15 protein-coding genes are annotated in these 21,526 nt (G+C 72.1%); 6 read left to right on the top strand and 9 right to left on the bottom strand.

From position 1 onward, the window contains the following. Positions 1–4: 4 nt before the first annotated feature. The 4 genes from Pdca_RS35830 to Pdca_RS27555 form a co-directional block, all read right to left on the bottom strand. On the bottom strand, positions 5–181 hold the full coding sequence (locus Pdca_RS35830) for a DUF6104 family protein (protein WP_085912904.1): 177 nt from the start codon (positions 179–181) through the stop codon (positions 5–7). Between the two features lie 68 nt (positions 182–249). Beyond that, complete coding sequence (locus Pdca_RS27565; RefSeq protein ID WP_085912905.1) at positions 250–4,131, bottom strand: multifunctional oxoglutarate decarboxylase/oxoglutarate dehydrogenase thiamine pyrophosphate-binding subunit/dihydrolipoyllysine-residue succinyltransferase subunit; 3,882 nt, start codon at positions 4,129–4,131, stop codon at positions 250–252. A gap of 145 nt (positions 4,132–4,276) precedes the next feature. After that, on the bottom strand, positions 4,277–5,056 hold the full coding sequence (locus Pdca_RS27560) for a hypothetical protein (RefSeq protein WP_085912906.1): 780 nt from the start codon (positions 5,054–5,056) through the stop codon (positions 4,277–4,279). A 200-nt stretch (positions 5,057–5,256) separates the two neighbouring features. Next, entirely contained in the window at positions 5,257–6,288 is a 1,032-nt protein-coding gene (locus Pdca_RS27555; protein WP_085912907.1) for an LLM class F420-dependent oxidoreductase, read from the bottom strand. A gap of 117 nt (positions 6,289–6,405) precedes the next feature. Here Pdca_RS27555 and Pdca_RS27550 point away from each other — a divergent pair, with 117 nt between their 5' ends. Next, positions 6,406–7,371: an acyl-CoA desaturase gene (locus Pdca_RS27550; RefSeq protein WP_166665864.1), complete on the top strand. Its 966-nt coding sequence runs from the start codon at positions 6,406–6,408 to the stop codon at positions 7,369–7,371. A 65-nt stretch (positions 7,372–7,436) separates the two neighbouring features. Here the strand turns inward: Pdca_RS27550 and Pdca_RS27545 are convergent, their stop codons facing one another. After that, the gene (locus Pdca_RS27545) at positions 7,437–8,132 is read right to left on the bottom strand and encodes a LysR substrate-binding domain-containing protein (protein WP_085912908.1); all 696 of its coding nucleotides are present in this window, start codon (positions 8,130–8,132) and stop codon (positions 7,437–7,439) included. 43 nt (positions 8,133–8,175) lie between these two features. On the opposite strand from Pdca_RS27545, the gene Pdca_RS27540 reads away from it, so the two are divergent. Then, entirely contained in the window at positions 8,176–8,565 is a 390-nt protein-coding gene (locus Pdca_RS27540) for a DUF5997 family protein (RefSeq protein ID WP_085912909.1), read from the top strand. 50 nt (positions 8,566–8,615) lie between these two features. Further along, entirely contained in the window at positions 8,616–9,335 is a 720-nt protein-coding gene (locus Pdca_RS27535; RefSeq protein WP_085912910.1) for an alpha/beta fold hydrolase, read from the top strand. Positions 9,336–9,475: 140 nt separating this feature from the next. Here the strand turns inward: Pdca_RS27535 and katG are convergent, their stop codons facing one another. From katG to Pdca_RS27520, 3 genes are read right to left on the bottom strand one after another with little or no spacing between them, the layout of a single operon-like run. Then, complete coding sequence (katG, locus tag Pdca_RS27530) at positions 9,476–11,725, bottom strand: catalase/peroxidase HPI (protein ID WP_085912911.1); 2,250 nt, start codon at positions 11,723–11,725, stop codon at positions 9,476–9,478. After that, positions 11,718–12,173 carry a Fur family transcriptional regulator gene (locus tag Pdca_RS27525; RefSeq protein WP_085912912.1) on the bottom strand — a complete coding sequence of 152 codons (456 nt, stop codon included), beginning with the start codon at positions 12,171–12,173 and terminating at the stop codon, positions 11,718–11,720. The genes katG and Pdca_RS27525 overlap by 8 nt, the downstream gene beginning before the upstream one ends. 54 nt (positions 12,174–12,227) lie before the next feature. After that, positions 12,228–13,787: a long-chain-fatty-acid--CoA ligase gene (locus Pdca_RS27520; RefSeq protein WP_232021235.1), complete on the bottom strand. Its 1,560-nt coding sequence runs from the start codon at positions 13,785–13,787 to the stop codon at positions 12,228–12,230. A 207-nt stretch (positions 13,788–13,994) separates the two neighbouring features. Between Pdca_RS27520 and Pdca_RS27515 the strand changes: the two genes are divergently transcribed. From Pdca_RS27515 to Pdca_RS27505, 3 genes are all read left to right on the top strand, one after another. Continuing rightward, on the top strand, positions 13,995–14,918 hold the full coding sequence (locus Pdca_RS27515) for an ATP-binding cassette domain-containing protein (protein ID WP_085912914.1): 924 nt from the start codon (positions 13,995–13,997) through the stop codon (positions 14,916–14,918). After that, positions 14,915–15,772, top strand: coding sequence for a hypothetical protein (locus tag Pdca_RS27510; protein WP_085912915.1), 858 nt, complete (start codon positions 14,915–14,917; stop codon positions 15,770–15,772). Before Pdca_RS27515 ends, Pdca_RS27510 begins: the two co-directional genes overlap by 4 nt. A gap of 72 nt (positions 15,773–15,844) precedes the next feature. After that, a complete protein-coding gene (locus Pdca_RS27505; RefSeq protein WP_085912960.1) occupies positions 15,845–19,771 on the top strand; it encodes an ABC transporter ATP-binding protein in 3,927 nt (1,308 codons plus the stop codon). Positions 19,772–19,787: 16 nt separating this feature from the next. Here the strand turns inward: Pdca_RS27505 and Pdca_RS27500 are convergent, their stop codons facing one another. Next, a complete protein-coding gene (locus Pdca_RS27500; protein ID WP_085912916.1) occupies positions 19,788–21,281 on the bottom strand; it encodes a helix-turn-helix domain-containing protein in 1,494 nt (497 codons plus the stop codon). Positions 21,282–21,526 lie beyond the last annotated feature (245 nt).

Here is a 21,526-nt window from a genome sequence, read left to right as displayed (position 1 = left end):
GTGTCTACTCGTCGTCGGCGTCGTCCCGGGCGAGGAAGCTGGACAGCCGTTCGACGGCCGTCTCGAACTGGGGGTTGCTGTCGACGAAGGCCCGCAGCCGGTCGGCGAGCCACTCGATGCTGACCTGCTCGTCGCCCCGACGGTCGACGAGCTCCTCGATGCCGCGGTCGGTGAAGTACACGCCCGTCAGGGTAGACGCCGACGGCCGGGCACGGTGCACCGTGCCCGGCCGTCGGACGCCTGCGCGGATCAGCTCTTCGAGAACGCCTTGTCGATCAGCTCGGCCTGCTCGACCTCGTGCACCTTCGACGAACCGGCGGCCGGGGCCGCCATCCGCCGCCGGGACACCCGGGTGAAGCGCCCCTGCAGCTGGGGGAGCTTCTGCGGCAGCTCCAGGCCGTAGTACGGCCACGAGCCCTGGTTCGCCGGCTCCTCCTGGACCCAGCGGATGTCGCCGGCCTCGGGGTAGCGCTCCAGCGTCTCGGTGATCTGGTCGATCGGCATCGGGTAGAGCTGCTCGACCCGCACCAGCGCGACGCCGTCGACCGAGGTGTCACCGTTCTTGCGCCGCTTGTCGCGGGCCGCGGCCAGCTCCCAGTAGATCTTGCCGCTGCAGAACAGAACGCGATCGACGTCGGTGACCGGGCCGTTCTTCTCGCGGTGCTCCGGGTCGTCGATCACCGGGCGGAACCGGCCGTGGGTGAAGTCGGAGACCTGGCTGACGACCTGCTTGGCGCGCAGCATCCACTTCGGCGTGAACACCACCAGCGGCCTGCGCACCCCGTCGAGGGTGTGCTGGCGGAGCAGGTGGAAGTAGTTCGCCGGCTCGGAGGGCAGCGCGACCGTCATCGAGCCCTCGGCGCACAGCTGCAGGAACCGCTCGATGCGCCCGGAGCTGTGGTCGGGACCCTGGCCCTCGAGGCCGTGCGGCAGCAGCAGCGCGACGTCGGACAGCTGGCCCCACTTCGCCTCACCGGACGAGATGAACTCGTCGATGATCGACTGGGCGCCGTTGACGAAGTCGCCGAACTGCCCCTCCCACATGACGAGTGCCTCGGGGTTGGCGACCGAGTAGCCGTACTCGAAGCCGACCGCCGCGAACTCCGAGAGCGCCGAGTCGTAGGGCAGGAACCGGCCCTGGTTCTCGGCCAGATTGCGCAGCGGGAAGTACTCGGCGCCGGTCTTGCGGTCGATCAGCACCGAGTGCCGCTGCACGAAGGTGCCGCGCCGGGAGTCCTGGCCGGAGAGCCGGATCAGCCGGCCGTCGACGGCCAGCGAACCCATGGCGAGCAGCTCGGCGAACGCCCAGTCGATGTTGCCCTCGCGGGACATCGTGTACCGCTTCCGGAGCACCGGCTCGACCCGCTTGTGCACGGCGAAGCCCTCGGGCAGCGTCTCGTGCACGTCGCCGATCCGGTGCAGGATCTCCAGCGGGATCGAGGTGTCCAGGTCGGAGGGGACCTGCTGCACGTCCTCGATCGACGGCGAGATCACCGGCGGGGTCTTCTCCAGCTCGCGCACCTCGTTGAAGACGTGCTCGAGCTGGTTGGAGAAGTCCTTGAGGGCCTGCTCCGCCTCGTCCATCGTGATGTCGCCGCGGCCGATCAGCGACTCGGTGTAGATCTTCCGGACACTGCGCTTGGCGTCGATGATGTCGTACATCGACGGCTGCGTCATCGAGGGGTCGTCGCCCTCGTTGTGGCCCCGGCGCCGGTAGCAGATCATGTCGATCACGACGTCGTTGTTCCAGCGCTGCCGGTACTCGACGGCCAGCTTGGCGACCCAGACACAGGCCTCCGGGTCGTCGCCGTTCACGTGGAAGACCGGCGCGCCGATCATCTTCGCGACGTCGGTGCAGTACTGCGAGGAACGCGAGTGCTCCGGCGCGGTGGTGAACCCGACCTGGTTGTTGACCACGACGTGCACGGTGCCGCCGGTGCGGTACCCACGCAGCAGCGCCAGGTTCAGCGTCTCGGCGACCACCCCCTGGCCGGCGAACGCGGCGTCGCCGTGCATCAGGACCGGCAGCACGGTGAAACCGCCGTCGCCCTTGTCGAGCAGGTCCTGCTTGGCCCGGACGATGCCCTCGAGCACCGGGTCGACGGCCTCCAGGTGCGACGGGTTCGCGGTGAGCGACACCGTCGTCTCGCCGTCGCCGAACATCCGGAAGTACTTGCCCTCGGCCCCGAGGTGGTACTTCACGTCACCGGATCCGTGCGCCTGGCCCGGGTCGAGGTTGCCCTCGAACTCGCGGAAGATCTGGCTGATCGGCTTGCCGACGATGTTGGCCAGCACATTCAGCCGGCCACGGTGCGGCATGCCGATGACGACCTCGTCGAGTTCGTTCTCGGCGGACTTGTCGAGCACCGCGTCCAGCAGCGGGATGACGGTCTCGCCGCCCTCCAGCGAGAAGCGCTTCTGCCCGACGTACTTGGTCTGCAGGAAGGTCTCGAACGCTTCCGCGGCGTTGAGCCGGGACAGGATGTACTTCTGCTCGCTCGCCTCCGGCTTGACGTGCGGTACCTCGATCCGCTCCTCGAGCCACTTGCGCTGCTCGGGATCCGCGATGTGCATGTACTCGGTGCCGATCGTGCGGCAGTACGACGCCCGCAGCAGGCCGAGCACGTCGCGCAGCTTCATGTGGGTCTGCCCGCCGAAGCCGCCGACCGCGAAGTCGCGGTCGAGGTCCCACAGGGTCAGCCCGTGGCTCAGCACGTCCAGGTCGGGGTGCCGGCGCTGCCGGTAGTTGAGCGGATCGGTGTCGGCCATCAGGTGGCCGCGGGTGCGGTAGGACTCGATGAGCTCCAGCACCCTGGCGGTCTTGTCGACCTCGCCCTCGGGGAAGTCCTGGACCCAGCGGATCGGCTCGTAGGGGACCCGCAGCGAGGCGAAGACGTTGTCGTAGAAGTCGCTCTCGCCGAGCAGCAGCTGGTGCACCCGGCGCAGGAAGTCGCCGGACTCGGCGCCCTGGATGATCCGGTGGTCGTAGGTCGACGTCAGCGTGATGATCTTGCTGACGCCGAACTCGGCGAGTCGCTCCTCGGACGCGCCCTGGAACGCGGCCGGGTACTCCATCGCGCCGACGCCGATGATCGCGCCCTGGCCGACGGTCAGCCTGGGTACCGAGTGGTTGGTGCCCAGCGTGCCCGGGTTGGTCAGGCTGATCGTGGTGCCGGAGAAGTCCTCGGCGGTCAGCTTGCCGTCCCGGGCCTTGCGGACCATGCCCTCGTAGGCCGACCAGAACTGGGCGAACGACATGTTCTCGCAGCCCTTGATCGACACGACGATCAGCGTGCGGCTGCCGTCCTTGCCCGGCATGTCCATCGCCAGGCCGAGGTTGACGTGCTCGGGGGTGACCACGGTCGGCTTGCCGTCGGTCTCGGCGAAGTGCCGGTTCATGTTCGGGAAGTCGGCGAGCGCCTTGACCAGCGCGTAGCCGATCAGGTGGGTGAACGAGAGCTTGCCACCGCGGGTCCGCTTGAGGTGGTTGTTGATGACGATGCGGTTGTCGGCCAGCAGCTTGGCCGGCACCGCGCGCACACTCGTCGCGGTCGGCAGCTGCAGCGACGCGGTCATGTTCTTGGCGATGGCGTTCGCGGCGCCACGCAGCGGGGTGGTGGTCGCGCCACCCCCGTCCTGGCTGGGCTTCGCGGCCTTCGAGCCGCTGCTGCCCGCCGCCGGCTTCGCACTGCCGTTGGACGACGGCGAACTCGCCGTCCGCAGCCGCTCCTCGGCGGGTGGCGGCTCGGCCTTCGGCGTGACCGGGGGCGGGACGTCGCGCGAACGGGAGGCCCGGCCGGTCGTGCTGGTGCCGTTCTCGACGGCCTTCTGAGCGGGGGCCGACGCGGTGTCGTCGCCCTCGTCGTCCTCGGTGGCCGAGCCACGGGTGACCCCGCCGGGCCTCACCTTCGGTGCGGCACCGTTGGACGCGGCATCGGTCGCGCCGGTGTCGTCGGCGGAATCACCGGATGCCGGGCGCTGCTCACCGTCCTTGCCGTAGTCGGCGAAGAACTCGTGCCAGGCCGCGTCCACGGCCGACGGGTCCTCCTGGAAGCGCTGGTACATCTCCTCGACGAGCCACTCGTTGGGACCGAATTCGCCCGCCGGATGGGAGGTACTGCTCGATGACACTCTGCGTCAACCGCCTTGTTAGCTGCTCGATTTGTCGCGACCGGCCACCAGGTTAGTCCCCTCCGGGCGAGTGAGGGCAGTGCGGCGGGTCGCAGTTCGTGATAGTCCCGTGATCCTTCTCGGCGGAACCGGTACGCGACACGATTCAGAAGCCGGGTGGTGAGCCGAGCACGTCGACGACGGAGGTCTGGACGGTCGACTCGGCGACGACGGTGCCGACCGGCGGACCGACCCGTGCGACCCGGCGGACGGTGTCCCGCTCGCCCGCGTACTGCCCGTCGACCGGGGAGATCAGCAGCTCGGTGCGGACCGGGCCGTCGTCGTGCACGAGCGCCGGATGCCGCTCGCCGTCGAGGTTCACGGCCTCGCCGAGCTCGACCGCCGGGAGCGTGCGCAGTGCGGTGTAGATCACCGAACGCAGCTCGGCCGGGACCCGGCAGGTGCGCAGCGCGTCGACCGCGCTCGGGAAGGGCCCGGTGTAGCCCCGGCCGGGCGGGCTGTCCTCGATCAGGCGCCGGAGCATCGCCGCCGGATCCTGCGGCAATGTCGCCAGGAACCCGGGCGTCGGGTTCGACCACGAGCCGGGGCGGGCGACCGGCCGGTTGCCGTGCAGCTCGGCGTAGAAGTCGCCGTGCGGGGCGCGGAACCGCCCGGTGGGCCAGGCGTCGGCGATCCGGAACCCGCTCTCGACGGCGGCCGCGCCGTCGCCGGACAGCCACCGGACCTGGCCGGTGAGTTCACGGTCGAGCAGCCAGTCGGCGCGCGGGTCGACCGGCGTCCACTGCTGGAGCAGATGCTCCGAGTAGTGCACGCACAGCTCGTCGTCGGCGAACCAGGTGCCCATCCACCAGGCGTGTGTCGCGGTGTGGCGGTACTGCCCGGGGGAGATCGGCTCGTCGGAGGTCCGGATGGCCAACTCCAGCAAGTCGCGCTCCTCCTCGTGATGTCACGGAGGTCACTGCGACCGGGAGGTTGCCCTGAGCGCGGTAACCGTGGACGACGTCACACATTCTCTACGGCGCGGATACGGGCCGTGACGCGGCCCCCGTCATTGGGCCGAACGGAGCAGGGTTGTCCAGGGGATTCGCGGGGGCGGAGCCGGGGCTCCGCTCCCGCGTGGACCGGTCAGGAGATCCAGGACTTGAGTTTCTCGAAGGTGCCGTTCACATCGCTCGTCATCGGGTTCACGTGCAGGTGGGTGATCCCGTTCTCGCGCAGCGCCGCGATCCGCTCGCGGACGTGGCTCTCCGGGCCGATCAGCGAGACCTTGTCGATGAAGTCGTCGGGGAGGGCGGCCATCGCCTCCTCCTTCTTGCCGTCCAGGTAGAGGTCCTGGACGATCTTGGCCTCGTCCGCGTAGCCCTGCCGGGCGAACACGGTGTTGTAGAAGTTCCGGCCGCGGGCGCCCATTCCACCGATGTAGAGGGCGTACATGCCGCGGGCGGCCTGCCGGGCCGGCTCGAACATCTCCTCCTCGAGCGCGCAGATCCCGCCGCCGGTGATCTGCAGCGGGCCCAGCTCGGGTGCGCGCTTGGCGAAACCGGCGGCGAGCGCGTCGCCGAACACCTCCTGGATCTTCTCCGGCAGGACGACGTGCGGCAGCCAGCCCTGGGCCAGCTCGGCCGTCATCTCCAGGTTCTTGTCGCCGAGTGCGGCGACCCAGATCGGGATGTCCGCGCGCTTCGGGTGGTTGATCAGCTTGAGCGGCTTGCCGAGGCCGGTGCCCTGCCCCTCCGGCAGTGGGATCGGGTACAGGCCCTCGTTGGTGATCCGTTCCCGGCGCCAGGTCTTGCGGCAGATGTCGATGATCTCCCGGGTGCGGCCGACCGGCTTGTCGTAGGGAACGCCGTGGAACCCCTCGATCACCTGCGGGCCGGAGGCGCCGAGGCCGAGATTGAACCGGCCGCCGGACAGCGCGTCCAGGCCGGCCGCCGACATGGCCGTCAGGGTCGGGGTCCGGGAGTAGATCGGCAGGATCGCCGATCCGATCTCGACCCGTTCGGTCCGGGCGGCGAGGAAACCGAGCAGCGACACGGCGTCGAAGCTGTAGGCCTCGGCGGCCCAGACGACGTCGAGGCCGGCCCGTTCCATGTCCGTGACCGCTTCCGCGTTGCGGATCGGGTCGTCGCCGTAGGGCAGCATCGTGGAGAGCTTCACAACATGTGACTAGTCCTAAGTTACTCGCGGGTCAAGTATCCGCGCGGTCGAACCCGAAGCGCGATAGGGGGGTTAGCCGCACTGCCGGGGACCCGGCCGCACAGGTGTCATGGAGTCATGACGCTCGAGGCCGCACCGCCGGACACCAGCACCCGCAGTGGACCCGCTCCCATCACCGATGGCAGGCGCCCCCCGGGTGCCGCGTTCCTGGTGGCCGTGTTCGTCATCGTCCCGACGCTGGCGCTGTTCGCGGCCGTCCCGCTCGCCTGGGGCTGGGGTCTCGGCTGGGTCGACGTCGCGCTGTTCGCGGTCTTCTACGCCGTCAGCGGCCTCGGGGTGACGGTCGGCTACCACCGCTACTTCACGCACGGCTCGTTCAAGGCCAAGCGCCCGCTGCGGATCGCGCTGGCGATCGCCGGCAGCATCTCGCTGCAGGGCAGCGTCCTGGACTGGGTCGGCGACCACCGCCGGCACCACGCGTTCTCCGACAAGGAGGGCGACCCGCACTCGCCGTGGCTCTACGGCACCGGCGCGAAGGCGCTGGTCAAGGGCTTCTGGCACTCGCACCTGGGCTGGATCTTCAACCGCGACCTCACGAACATGAAGCGGTTCGCGCCGGACCTGCTCGAGGACCGCGACATCATGAAGGTCGAGAAGGCCTTCCCGCTGATCGTCGTCTTCAGCCTGGCCGGCCCGGCCCTGATCGGCGGACTGGTCACGATGTCCTGGTGGGGCGCGTTCACCGCGTTCTTCTGGGCCGGTCTGATCCGGGTCGCGGTGCTGCACCACGTCACCTGGTCGATCAACTCGATCTGCCACATCTGGGGCGAGCGCCCCTTCGCCTCCCGCGACAAGTCCGCGAACGTCTGGTGGCTCGCGGTGCTGTCGTTCGGCGAGTCCTGGCACAACCTGCACCACGCCGACCCGACCTGCGCCCGGCACGGTGTGAAGAAGGGTCAGATCGACATCTCGGCCGTGGTCATCCGCGGCTTCGAGAAGGCGGGCTGGGCGACCAACGTCCGCTGGCCCACCACCCGGCGCCTCGAGCGGCTGGCGGCGAAGAAGCAGCCCGCCGCGGCCTGAGGCACTCCGCGTCATTCCGATCGAGCCCCCGCAGCATCCGCTGCGGGGGCCCTGTCGTGTCCGGGCTACCGGCGGGGCCTGCCGCGCCGCGCCGGTCGGCGGGCCGGGGTCCGGGCGGGTGCCGCCGGCCGCCGCTCGGTGGCACGCGGCGGGGTGCGGGAGCTGTTGACCGTGCGCCCGCGGACGATCCCGATGAACTGCTCCATCAGCTCGGAGGTCTCGGCGTCGGGCCAGCTCAGGACCACGCTCGACGTGGGCCCGCCGGTCAGCGGCCGGTAGGTGAGGTCCCGGCGGTGGTGCAACCGGGCCAGCGACTGCGGGACGACCAGCACGCCGACGCCCGCCGCGACCAGCTCGACCGCATCGGCCGTCGTGGCCGGATCGGTCGCCGCCGCCGTGCCCGGCGCCGGCCCGTCCCAGACCAGGGCCGCGTCCGGCGGGTGCAGGACGAGCTCGTCGGCCAGGTCGTCGACGGTGAGCTCGTCGACCGCGGTGGCCACGTGGTCCTTCGGGACGACGACCACGGTGGTCTCGGTGTAGAGCGGGATCGCGTGCAGCCCGGCCCGGTCGATCGGCAGCCGCAGGACCGCGGCGTCCACCGCGCCGGTGCGGACGGCGTCCTCCGCATCGGCCGTGGTCACGGTGACCAGCTCCAGCCCGACGTCGGGGAGGCGCTCGGCCCAGATCCGCGCCCACTTGCCCGGTGTCACGCCCGGCACGTAGCCGAGCCGGAAGGATGCGGGGACGTCCGGGCCGGTCACCAGCCCAGGCTATCCGCCGGTGGCGCCCCGATACCCTGGGGACATGACGCGGCAGCGGTCCACCCAGACGATGAAGCCCGCCACGGCGGCGAAGAAGCTCGGGGTGTATCTCGACGCGACCCCCGCCGAGTTCCGGGACGGGGTGATCTCGCGCGAGGAGCTCGACGCGATGCAGGCCGATCCGCCGGACTGGCTGCGTGAGCTGCGCCGCGACGGCCCGCATCCGCGACCGGTCGTCGCGGACCGGCTCGGCGTCTCGATCTCCGGGCTGGCCCGCGCCGGGATCACCGAGCCGCTGACCACCGAGCAGATCACCGCGCTGAAGCAGGAGCAGCCGGAGTGGCTGGGCCGCGAGCGCACCACCCGCGCCGAGTCGCAGCGCGAGGCCGCCCGGCTGGCGGCCGCACGGTCCGGGGACCGCCCGGCGAACTGATCGGCGAACGAGGACCGGACCTGTCCTCGTTGGGTAGCAGTGTTCCGGTCATGACGACATACGTGCTGGTCCCCGGTTTCTGGCTCGGCGCGTGGGCGTGGGACGCGGTGGCCGCGGACCTGCGGTCCCGCGGACACGAGGTGACGGCGGTCGAGCTCGGCCACGCGCCGTCGGACACCGCCGACTCGCACGTGGCCGATGTGCTCGCGGTGCTCGATTCGCTCGGCACGTTCGCCGGTCCGGTGGTGCTCGTCGGGCACAGCGGAGCGGGCCCGGTCTGTGCGGCGGTCGCCGAGCGGGCCCGGGCCCGGGTCGCCCGGCTGGTGTTCGTCGACACCGGGCCGCTGCCCGACGGCGTCGCGCAGATCGAGTTCGGCGAGCCCGCCGTGCAGGAACGGACCAGGGCGGCGATCGACGCACACGGCTGGGGGCAGCCGATGCCGGACCGCGCGGAGTTCGCGGTGCTCGGGACCAGCACCGATGGGATCCCGGACGCCCTGTTCGACGAGATCCGCTCCCGGTCGCTGGTGGAGCCGGCCGGATCGATCCTGACCGGTGCCTGCCGGGGGACACCGGACCCGACGCTCCCGAAGACCGTGGTCGCCAGCAGCTTCACCCCCGAGCAGGTCCGCCCGCTGATCGACGCCGGCGTTCCCGGCTTCGCCGAGATGGGCGGATCGGAGTGGTCCTTCGTGTCGCTGCCGACCGGGCACTGGCCGATGTTCTCCGAGCCGGAGCGGCTGGCGGGGGAGCTCGCGGCGCTGGGGTGATCCGGCCGGGTCGCGGATCGGCTCAGGGGGCACGGCCGGGTTGCGTGGATCGGCCCCGGGGACAGGGCCGGGCCGGAACGCGGCGACGCCCGGACCGGTGAACCGGCCCGGGCGTCGCGGGTGTCAGGCGTCGAGCGGGATCAGACCAGGTCGTACCGGTCCGCGTTCATCACCTTGTTCCAGGCGGCGACGAAGTCCTGCACGAACTTGTCGCCACCGTCGGCGCTGGCGTAGACCTCGGCGACCGCACGCAGCTCCGAGTTGGAGCCGAACACGAGGTCGGCCCGGGTGCCGGTCCACTTCACCGCACCGGAGGAGTCGACGGCCTCGAAGGCGTCGTCGTCGCCGGCGACCGAACGCCACGTGAGGTCGGGACCCAGCAGCGTGGTGAAGAAGTCGTTCGTCAGCGTGCCGACGCGATCGGTGAGCACCCCGGCCGTCGAGCCACCGGTGTTGGTGCCCAGCACCCGCAGGCCACCGACCAGCACGGTCATCTCCGGCGCCGACAGGCCGAGCAGGTTCGCCCGGTCGACCAGCAGGAACTCACCGGGCAGGGTGTGGCCCTTGCCGCGGTAGTTGCGGAAACCGTCGGCGGTCGGCTCCAGGTAGGAGAACGACTCGACGTCGGTCTTCTCCTGGGTGGCGTCCGTCCGGCCCGGGGCGAACGGCACGCTGATGTCGTGCCCGCCGTCGTTGGCGGCCTTCTCCACGGCCGCGGCGCCGGCCAGCACGACCAGGTCGGCGAAGGAGATCTTCTTCCCGCCACCGAGCGAGCCGTTGATCTCGGACTGGAGGGACTCCAGCTTCGAGACGACGGTGCGCAGCGTGTCGGGGTCGTTGACCTCCCACTGCAGCTGCGGCTCGAGGCGGATGCGTCCGCCGTTGGCCCCACCGCGCTTGTCGGACTGGCGGAACGTCGAGGCGGCGGCCCAGGCGGTCTTGACCAGGTCGGTCACCGGCAGGCCGGACTCCAGCACCTTCGCCTTGATCGAGGCGATGTCGTCGGCGTCCACCAGCGGGTGGTCGACCGCGGGCACCGGGTCCTGCCAGAGCTGCTCCTCGGCCGGGACCCAGGCGCCGATGTAGCGCTCGCGGGGACCCATGTCGCGGTGGGTCAGCTTGTACCAGGCGCGACGGTAGACGTCCTCGAACTCGGAGGGGTTGTCCAGCCAGCGGCGGGTGATCTCGCCGTAGGTCGGGTCGACCCGCATCGAGACGTCGGTGACCAGCATCCGCGGCTTGCGGTTCGGGTAGCCGGGCTCCGGGTCCGGGATGATCTCCGGAGCGTCCTTGGCGACGAACTGCTTGGCGCCGGCCGGGGACTGCTCCAGCTCCCACTCGTAGGCGTAGAGGTGCTTGAGGTAGTCGTGGCTCCACCGGTTCGGGGTGCGGGTCCAGATGACCTCGAGCCCCGAGGTGATGGCGTCGCGCCCCTTGCCCGTGCCGTAGCTCTGCTTCCAGCCCAGGCCCTGCTCGGTGATGTCGGCGGCCTCCGGCTCCGGGCCGACGTTGCCGTTCTCGTCGGGGTTCGCGGCGCCGTGGGTCTTGCCGAGCGTGTGGCCGCCGACGATGAGCGCAGCGGTCTCCTCGTCGTTCATGGCCATCCGGCCGAAGGTCTCGCGGATGTCGCGGGCTGCGGCGATCGGGTCACCGCTGGCGTCCGGGCCCTCCGGGTTGACGTAGATCAGGCCCATGTGCGCGGCACCGAGCGGCTTCTCCAGCTCGCGGTTGGAGATGTCGGAGTTGCCGCCGTAGCGCGCGTCGTTGCCCAGCCACTCCTTCTCCGAGCCCCAGTAGACGTCCTCGTCCGGCTCCCACACGTCGGCGCGGCCGCCGGCGAAGCCGAACATCGGGAACCCGGAGATCTCGTGGGCGCGGTTGCCCGCGAAGACCATCAGGTCGGCCCAGGAGACCTTGCTGCCCCACTTCTGCTTGACCGGCCAGAGCAGCCGGCGGGCCTTGTCCAGGTTGCCGTTGTCGGGCCAGCTGTTCAGCGGGGCGAAGCGCTGCATGCCGGCGCCGGCGCCACCGCGGCCGTCGTAGGTCCGGTAGGTGCCGGCCGAGTGCCAGGCCATCCGGATGAAGAACCCGGCGTAGCTGCCGTGGTCGGCGGGCCACCAGTCCTGCGAGGTGGTGATGACGGCGTCGACGTCACGCGCCAGCGCGTCGAGGTCGACGGTGGCGAACTCCTTCGCGTAGTCGAAGTCCGGAGCCATCGGGTCGGACGCCGCACCGTGCTTGCGGAGGATCTTCAGGTTGAGCTGGTTCGGCCACCAGTCAAGGTTGCTTCCCCCCTCGGTGGGGTGGGCGATGCGGCCGTGGGCGACGGGGCAGCCTCCTGCCTCCTCCCTGTTCAGCTCGCTCTCGACGGTGGCGTGCTCGTCAGACACGGGCACTCCTTCCAGGATCTGTGGTGGTGGGGGTGGAGCATGCGGGGCAACGGCCCCAGTAGACGACCTCGGCCTCGTCGATCACGAAGCCGCTGTCGTCGGACGCGGTGAGACAGGGCGTGTGGCCGACGGCGCAGTCGACGTCGGCGATGGCCCCGCAGGATCGGCAGACCACGTGATGGTGGTTGTCGCCGACCCTCGCCTCGTACCTCGCGACGGAGCCCGACGGCTGGATGCGCCGCACGAGACCGGCACCGGTGAGGGCCCGCAGGACGTCGTAGACGGCCTGGTGCGAGACCTCACCGAGATCCTTGCGGACGACACCGATGATGGTGTCGGTGTCCGCGTGCGGATGGGAGTGCACGGCGTGCAGCACGGCCAGCCGGGGGCGCGTCACGCGCAGCGCGGCTCCGCGCAACATGCCCTCGTGGTCCGAAGCGATCGACACGGGGCGAGCCTGCCCACTTTTCTGGAACAGGTCAAGTTTCGACCTGTCTCACTTTCAGACGGTGCTGCGCTCCCGCCCCACCCAGTGCGGCGCCCGCAGATCCTTCTTGAGGATCTTGCCGGTCGGGTTGCGCGGCAACTCGTCCAGCACGTCGACCGTCTTCGGGCACTTGAACGACGCCAGGTGCTCCCTGGCGTAGGCGATCAACGCCTCCGGGTCGACCGTCGCGCCCCGGGCGGCGACGACGCAGGCCTTCGGGACCTCGCCCCAGCGCTCGTCCGGGACGCCGATCACCGCGACGTCGCCGACCGACGGGTGCTCGGCGAGCACCCGCTCGATCTCGGCCGGGTACACGTTCTCCCCGCCGGAGACGATCATGTCCTTGATCCGGTCGGTGATGAACACGTAGCCGTCGGCGTCGATGTGCCCGCCGTCGCCGGACCGGAGCCAACCGTCCGCGGTGACCGCGGCCGCGGTCGCCTCCGGCTTCTGCCAGTACCCGCTCATCAGCTGGTCGGTCAGCACCCAGATCTCACCGGGCTCGTCGGTGCCGAGCCGCTCACCGGTCGCCGGATCCCGCACCTCGATCGTGACGCCGGAGATCGGCGTGCCCGCCGAGACGAGGCGGTGCGCCACGGCCGGATCGGCATGATCCTCCGGGCCCAGTGAGGTGACCACGCCGCAGGCCTCGGTCATCCCGTACACCTGGTGCAGCCGCGGGCCGAACAGCTCCAGCGACGCCCGCAGTACCGGCAGCGGCATCGGGGAGGCGCCGTAGGAGATCGCCCGCATCGACGAGTAGTCCCGGTCCGCCGCACCGGGAACCTGGGTCATCGCGCCCATCAGCGCCGGCACCCAGAACGTGTGCGTGATGCCCTCCGCCGCCACCATGTCCAGCAGGGCGGCCGGATCCGGCATCCGGGCCATCACGATCCGCGCACCCTGGGCGAGCGCGAGGAAGGCGTAGCTCGTGCCGCCGACGTGGAACAGCGGCATCGCCACCTGCACGACATCGTCGCGGCGCAGCTCGAAGTCGGCCGCCACGTGCGCGGCGTGCGCCAGCATCCCGGCGTGGGTGAGCATCGCGCCCTTCGGGAAACCCGTCGTCCCCGAGGTGTAGAGCTGGACGAAGCAGTCGTCGGGCGCGGCGTCGTAGGGCTCGGTGTCCGGTTCGTGCGCGTTCAGGAACGCCTCGTACTCGTCGGCGTCGCCCCCCACCGGGAGCACCCGCCGCACCGTCTCCAGCTTGTCCCGCAGCCCGGCCGCCGCCCCGGCGAACTCCGGGCCGACGAGTAGCAGCTTCGCCTGCGCGTCGTTGATCACGTAGACGATCTCCGGTGGCGCGAGCCGGAAGTTGACCACCGCGTTGGCCGCGCCGATCCGGGCGCAGGCGAGCGAGAGCTCCAGGCAGGACGGGTGGTTGAGATCGAGTACCGCGACCCGGTCGCCGGGGCCGATCCCCTCGGCCCGCAGCGCGGACGCCAGCCTGCGGACCCGATCGTCGAGCTCGGCCCAGGTGCGGACGACCTCCCCGAACCGCAGGGCCTCGTCGTCCGGTCGTTCGGAGGAGTGCTTGCGCAGCAGAGACGAGACGGTGCTGTTCGGGTCGATCACGAAGTGGCTCCCTTGCGACTCGGCGGTCGGTGTGACGGACGCCATCCTGTCCGTTCCGTCCGTCGTGCACCAGGGGGGCCGCCGGGCCTGTGGACAACTCCGGTGTGGCCCCGGCTCGGCCGGGACGCCGGGACTGGGCCAGGATGGCCCCGCACGCGGAACCCGGGCGCGGTCCCGGGACCGGCCGAGCGGCGGAAGGGCCCTGGAGTGCAGGAGACGGCACCGGCCGGACCCGGGCGGATCACCGTGGAGGGTCTGGGGAAGAAGTTCGGGCCGGTGGAAGCCGTGCACGACCTGAGCTTCACGGTCGAGCCGGGATCGGTGACCGGGTTCCTCGGTCCGAACGGCTCCGGCAAGACGACGACGCTGCGGATGATCCTCGGCCTGGTCCGGCCGAGCGCGGGCCGGGCGCTGATCGACGGCGTCCCCTACGGCGCGCTGGAATCGCCGGGACGGGTGGTCGGGGCGGTCCTGGAGGTGCAGGGGGTGCACCCCAAGCGCACCGCCCGGGCGCACCTGAGGGCGGCCGCGGCCGCGATCGGCGTCGCCGACACCCGGGTCGACGAGGTGCTCGCGCTGGTCGGGCTGGGCGCGGCGGCCGATCGCGCCGCGGGCGGGTTCTCGCTGGGGATGAACCAGCGGCTGGCGCTGGCCGCGGCGCTGCTCGGCGACCCCCGGATCCTGGTGCTCGACGAGCCGGGCAACGGCCTCGACCCGGACGGCATCGCCTGGCTCCGGTCGTTCCTCAACGCCTTCGCGGCGTCCGGGCGCAGCGTGCTCGTCTCGTCGCACCAGCTCGCCGAGATGGAGCTGACCGCCCGGCGGCTGGTCGTCATCGACCGCGGCCGGTGCCGGTTCGACGGCGAGGTGGCCGAGCTGCGCGCCGGGCACGGGGCGCGGGTGCTGGTGCGCGCCGCCGACCCGGCGCGGCTGGCGGAGGCGCTCGTCGCGGACGGGCTCACCGAGGTCGACAAGATCGACGAGGGCTGGCTGGCGGTCGCCGGGACGGACGCGGTCCGGGTCGGTGACCTCGCACTCGCGGCCGGAGTGGCGGTGCACGGGATGACCGAGGAACGGGTCGGCCTGGAACAGATGTTCCTGCGGCTGCTCGCCGGGGAGGAGATCGGATGACGGTCGGCGCCCCGCACCGCTGGCTGGCGGTGCTGCACGCGGAGATCCGCCGGACACTCTCGGTCCGGCTGTGGTGGCTGATGCTGATCCCGGTGCTGCTGCTCGCGCTGGCGATGAGCCTGTTCGGCAGCCTGATCACGCTGCTGGTCCCGGCGGCGACCGAGACGTCGTCGATCCTGCTGCTCACCGGGATGGCCTCGACGCTGAGCATGACCGCCGTGGTCGGAGCCGCGTTCGGCGCGCTGCTGGCCGCCGGCGAGTTCCGGCACCGGACGGTCACCCTCGCCTATCTGACCGGGGCACGCACCCAGGTGTTGGCCGCGAAGGTGGTGGTCGGGGCCGTCGTCGCCGGGTTCTACGGGCTGGTCGTCGCACTGCTCGGGCCGCTGCTCGGCGGTGCCGTTCTCGGCGGCCAGCAGCTACCGGGCTGGGGGCAGCTGGCCGGGCTGGGCGCGGTCGGGGTGCTGGTCTGCGCGATGTGGGGCGGGCTCGGAGTCGCACTGGGGACGCTCGTGCCGAACCAGGCGGGCGCGGTCGCCCTCGCCGTCGGCTACCTGCTGCTCGGCGAGAACATGATCGCCGGGGCGCTGCGTGCCGGGGAGTCGTCGTTCGGGGATCCGTCCGTGTTCGCCCGGCTCACCTCGTTCCTGCCCGGTAACGCCGGTGACCTGGCGCTCTACGAGGCACCGGTGCAGGCGGCCGGTGCCGGCACCGACGCCCGGATGGTGCTCGAGTTCCTCGCCGGGGTCAGCGCCCCGCCGCCCGGCTGGGTCGCGCTGCTGGTGCTGCTCGGCTGGGCCGCCGCCGGGATCGCGCTCGCGGTCGTCGTCGGCGGCCGGCGGGACATCACCTGATCAGCGCCTGACCAGGGCTTGACCAGGGCCCGACCGGAACCGGGCGGCTTTCTGTCGGGGGCCGGGCATAGCCTGACCGACGTGCCCCACCCCCACCTCGAAGGTCCGGCCCGGCCGGGCTGGATCCGCCGCCTCGCGCAGGCCTGTCTGCGGCACCGTCGCGTCACCATCGGCGCGCTGGCCGCGTCGATGGCCGGGGTCGGGCTGGAGGCGGTCGGGCCGCTGGTGATCCGGGAGGGCGTCAACGGCGTCGTCGCCGGCGACACCGGCGTCCTGATGCCCGCGGTGCTCGCGCTGCTGGTGCTGGGCGTCGTGAAGTTCGCCGGCGCCTTCGTGCGCCGCTACCTCGGCGGCAAGATGGCGCTGAACGTCCAGCACGATCTGCGCCGCGCGGTGTTCGCCGCGGTCCAGCGGATGGACGGGGTGCGGCAGGACCGGCTGCGCACCGGGCAGGTCGCCTCCCGGTCGATCTCCGACCTGCAGCTCGTGCAGGGCTTCCTGTCGATGGTGCCGCTCTCGGCGGGCACCGTGGTGCTGGTCGTCGTCGCGGTCGCGGCGATGCTCTGGCTCTCGCCGCTGCTCACGGTGATCGCGCTCGTCATGCTGCCGGTGGCGTTCCTGGCGACCAACCGGATCCGCCGTGCGCTGTTCCCGGCGACCTGGTCGGCCCAGCAGCGGGCCGCCGAGATTGCCCAGCAGGTCGAGGAGACCGTCACCGGCGTCCGCGTGGTGAAGGGTTTCGGCCAGGAGGAGCGCGAGACCGCCGACCTGGAGCAGCGGGCGCACCGGCTCTACGGTGAGCGGCTGCGCGCCGCCGGGCTGACCGCCCGGCTCAATCCGGCGTTGCTCGCGCTGCCCGGCCTCGGCCAGGTCGCGGTGATCGGGGTCGGCGGGTACATGGCCGCGCAGGGCTCGATCGATATCGGCACCTTCCTGGCCTTCACCGCCTACGTCGGGATGCTGGTCGGGCCGGCCCGGCTGATCGGTGCGCTGGTGGTCACCGCACAGCTCACCCGGGCCGCCGCGGAGCGGGTATACGAGATCGTCGACTCCGAGTCCGAGGTGGTCGACCCGGCGGAGCCCCGCGAGCTGCCGGCCGGGCCGCTCACGGTGGAGCTCGACGCCGTCCGGTTCGGTTACGAGCCGGCGGGCTCCGGGCCGGACGGGCACGCCGCGCCCGATCCGGTGCTCGACGAGCTGTCGCTGCGGGTCGAGCCGGGGGAGACGCTCGCGTTGGTCGGGCCGGCCGGTTCGGGCAAGTCGACGGTCGCGCTGCTGCTGCCGCGCTTCTACGACCCGCAGGCCGGTGCGCTGCGGATCGGCGGTGTCGACCTGCGGGAGCTGCGGCGCTACGACCTGCGGTCCGAGCTGGGGGTGGTCTTCGAGGAGGCGTTCCTCTTCTCCGACACCATCCGCAACAACATCGCCTACGGCAGGCCCGACGCGAGCGAGGAGGAGATCCGGGCGGCCGCCGAGGCCGCGCAGGTCGCCGGGTTCGTCGAGGACCTGCCCGACGGCTACGACACCGAGGTCGGCGAGCGCGGGCTGACCCTGTCCGGCGGTCAGCGGCAGCGGATCGCGCTGGCCCGCGCGATGCTCTCGAAGCCGCGGGTGCTCGTGCTCGACGACGCGACGTCCGCGGTGGACACGGCGACCGAGGCGGCGATCCACGAGACGCTGCACGAGCTGACCGCGCAGCGCACGACGCTGCTGGTGGCGCACCGCCGCTCGACGCTGGCACTGGCCGACCGGATCGCCGTTCTCGATCGCGGCCGGGTGGTCGACATCGGCACCGAGGACGAGCTGCGCGGCCGATGCCCGCTCTTCCGCGAGCTGCTGGCCACCGGATCGGTCGACGAGCTGGGCGGCGCCGCCCGGCGGGAACCGGATCCGGCGGCGGGCGCACCGCAGGGGCCGGACGACGGTGCGCCGGCGACCGGCCGGGCCACCCCGGATGCGGGATCGGGTGCCTCGGCGGCCGCCGGTCCGGGGACCCCGGATGCGGGGGTGGCGGTCGCCGCGGCCACGCCGGAGCTGTGGCCGGCGACCGGGGAGGTCGTGGATGATCCGGACCGGGCGCTCGGTCGCGAGGCGGGTGGCGGCGCCGCCGGATGGGCCGGCTCGGTGAGCGCCACCCCGGAGCTGCTGGACGCCGTCGCGAAGCTGCGCCCGCCCGACGAGTCGCCGCAGTTGCGCGGTGGCGGCGACCCGACCGCACCGGACCCGGACTTCCGGCTGTCGTCGCTGCTGCGACCGGTTCGGCCGCTGCTCGTGCTGGGCATCGCGCTGATGATCGCCGACGCGCTGGCCACCCTCGCCCTGCCGACCCTGGCCCGGGTCGCGGTCGACTCCGGCATCGTCGACGGCGCGACCCGCGTGCTGGTCATCGCGGCGCTGGTCGGGCTGCTGGTGGTGCTGATCGACGCGGTCGTGGTCGGCTTCCAGACCCTGATCACCGCCCGCGCCGGCGAGAGCCTGCTCTATCTGCTGCGGATCCGCAGCTACGCGCACCTGCAGCGGCTCGGGCTCGACTACTACGAGCGCGAGCTCTCCGGCCGGATCATGACCCGGATGACCACCGACGTCGACGCTTTGTCGACGTTCCTGCAGACCGGTCTGGCACAGGCCGTGGTCAGCCTGCTGACGATCGCCGGCGTCGCGGTGGCGCTGGTGCTGACCGACGCGGAGCTGGCGCTCTACGCGCTGGGCTGGCTGCTCCCGCTGCTGCTGGCCGGCACCGTGGTCTTCCGCCGCTACTCCTCGCGAGCCTACGCCGAGGCCCGGGAACGGGTCAGCGTCGTCAACGCCGATCTCCAGGAGAACGTCACCGGCGTCCGCATCGCGCAGGCCTACGTGCGGGAGGAGCTCAGCTACGACCTGTTCGGCGAGCGTTCGGATGCCTACCGCCGGTCGCGGCTGCGGGCCCAGCGCTACATCGCCACCTACTTCCCGTTCGTCGCGCTGCTCTCCGACGTCGCGACCGCGGTCGTGCTCGGCGTCGGCGGCGCGCGGATCGCCGCCGAGCAGATGACGCCCGGTGTGCTCCTCGCGTTCCTGCTGTACCTGACCCTGTTCTTCGGCCCCGTCCAGCAGCTGTCCCAGGTGTTCGACGGCTACCAGCAGGCCCGGGTCGGGTTGAACCGGATCGCCGAGCTGCTGCGCACCACCACCTCGGTGCCCGACCGGGCGGGCCGCGGCGGCGACCTGGAGCCGGTCGAGGTGCCGGCGCGGCTGCGTGGCGAGGTCGAGCTGGAGCACGTCACCTTCCGCTACGCCGGGGTCGACCGGCCGGCCCTGGACGACATCTCGCTGCGGGTCGCGCCGGGGGAGACGGTCGCGCTGGTCGGGGCGACCGGGGCCGGCAAGTCCACGCTGATCAAGCTGCTGGCCCGGTTCTACGACACCGGCGAGGGGCAGGTGCGGGTCGACGGCGTCGACGTCCGTCGTTACCCACTCGCCGGATACCGCTCCCGGCTCGGCGTCGTCCCGCAGGAGGCGCACCTGTTCACCGGCGACGTCGCGTCCAACATCGCGTACGGGCGGCCGGATGCGTCGCCCGCGCGGATCGAGGCGGCGGCCCGCGCGGTCGGTGCGCTCGACCTGGTGCGGTCGTTGCCGTCCGGGTTCCGCACCCCGGTCGGTGAGCGCGGCCAGGGGCTGTCGGCCGGGCAGCGGCAGCTGGTGGCGCTGGCCCGCGCCGAGCTGGTCGACCCGGACGTGCTGATCTTCGACGAGGCGACCGCGGCACTGGACCCGGCGACCGAGGCGACCGTGCTGGCGGCCGGGGAGCGGGTGTCGTCCCGGCGGACGGCGTTCGTGGTGGCGCACCGGCTGCAGACCGCCCGCCGGTCGGACCGGATCGTCGTGCTGGCCGAGGGCCGGATCGTCGAGCAGGGCACGCACGACGAGCTGGTGGGTGCCGGCGGGCGCTACGCCGCGCTGTGGCGGGCGGGCGAGCTGGAACCCGAGCCGGACAGCCCGCTGGCCACCCGGTCCTGAGCCCGGGGCGGGTGGCTCAGGTGAGCAGGCGCTCCGCGCGGGCCGCGACCGCGGGTCGTCGCGGGTCGTCGCGGTCGAGCAGGTCCAGCAGGCGCTCGTGCACCTGCAGGTCGTCGCCGCCGAGCGGATGCCCGGTGAAGCGGTGCAGCAGCCCGGCGTCGTCGGTCGCGAGGATCGCGTGCCGCAGCCCGGCGGCCAGCTCGTCACGCAGTTCCCGCACCGCCGGCGCGTCCGAGCGGGGCAGCAGCTCACCGCGGCACGCGTCGAGCGCATCGGCGATGCGGCCCTCGCGCAGTGCGGCCCGCATCCGAAGGAAGTCGGCGTCCGGCTCGGTCGCCAGCCGGTACGGCCGGGTCAGCAGCAGATCGGCGCCCAGCGAGCTGCGCAGCCGGTGGATCTCGCCGCGCACCGTCGTCGGGTTGCCGTCCTCCCCGTAGAGCATCAGCGTGAGCTGCTCACCGGACAGCCCGTCGGGATGCAGGGCCAGCGCGGTGAGGATCTCGGCCGGGCGCAGGGTCGCCGCGGAATCCGTTCCGTCGAGGGTGATCCGCGGCCCGGCACCACCGGTGAACCGCAGGGCGAGCGACGACCCGGCGGGCCGCGTCACCCGGCTCCGGCGCCGCGACGGCGGCACCAGCAGGTACCCCTCGGACAGCTGCTCGACGGCCATCTCCCGGCCGTCCCCCAGCTGGACCCGCTCGACGCCCTGCTCGACCCGGATCCGCTCCGGGAACCGGCCGTAGGGCTCGCTCGCGATCACCCGCCCGCTCGGCGAGAGCAGCGCGCCCTCCGCGCCGCGCAGCGCGGACAGGTGCGGCATGTTCTTCACCCGCAGTCGCTCGTCGGCGATCGCGAGCCGTACCCGCAGCTGGTTCTCGGCGAGATGGGCGGTGGCGGTGACGAGCTGGACCAGCGCCGGGTGCACGGTGTGCAGCGGCCCGGAGATGTCGATGGCCCCGATGGTGTCGCCGGTGTCCGGGTCGTGCACGGGCGCGGCCACGCACGTCCAGTCGTGGTAGGTGCGCACCAGGTGCTCGGCGGAGTGGATGCGCATCGGCCGGTCGAGGGCGAGCGCGGTACCCATCGCGTTCGTCCCGATCGCGTCCTCGGTCCAGCGGGTGCCCTCGCAGAGCCCGACGTCGTCGGCGGAGTGCATCAGGCCGTGCGCGCCGTCCCGCCAGAGCACGTGGCCGTCGGCGTCGGTCACCAGCATGACGTGCATCGCCTCGTCCGCGATGCTCACCAGGGTGTTGCGCAGCAGCGGCATCACCGCGTGCAGCGGATGGTTCTCCCGGACCTCGCGCAGCTCGTCGGCGTGGAAGACCAGCGGGGGCAGCCTGCTCTCCGGATCGACCAGGGCGGCGAGGCTGCGCTGCCACGAATCCGATACCACCGGCCGCGGCGCGCCGGCTGACCCGCCGGCACCGAGTTCGTCGTCGTAGATGCGGCGCAGCCGGTTCGCGTCGGCGACGAGCTCGTCGGCGGCCGATCCTCCGTCTGCGTCGAGCATGTCGCCTCCCCGTTTCAGCCGCGGGCGCCGAGCGGGCGCCTCGCCATGCGGTTCCGCTCCGTCGCGGGATCGCCACCGTGGGTTCGCCGTTCCTGGACCGGGAGCATACCCGCAGAGACGACCCCGCCGACCTGCCTGCTCAGACGGTTGCACCCACCGTGTCCGGACGAGCGCAACGTGCGGGCAACGTAACCCGTCCTACGGTGGCGTCCGGGTCGTCACGAAGGCGGCCCGGTAGTACGCAC

This window comes from Pseudonocardia autotrophica, from assembly GCF_003945385.1.
GTDB classification, from domain to species: Bacteria; Actinomycetota; Actinomycetes; order Mycobacteriales; family Pseudonocardiaceae; genus Pseudonocardia; species Pseudonocardia autotrophica.
The sequence above is the reverse complement of the archived record's forward strand: the minus strand, read 5'-3'. Positions and strand labels throughout refer to the sequence as shown.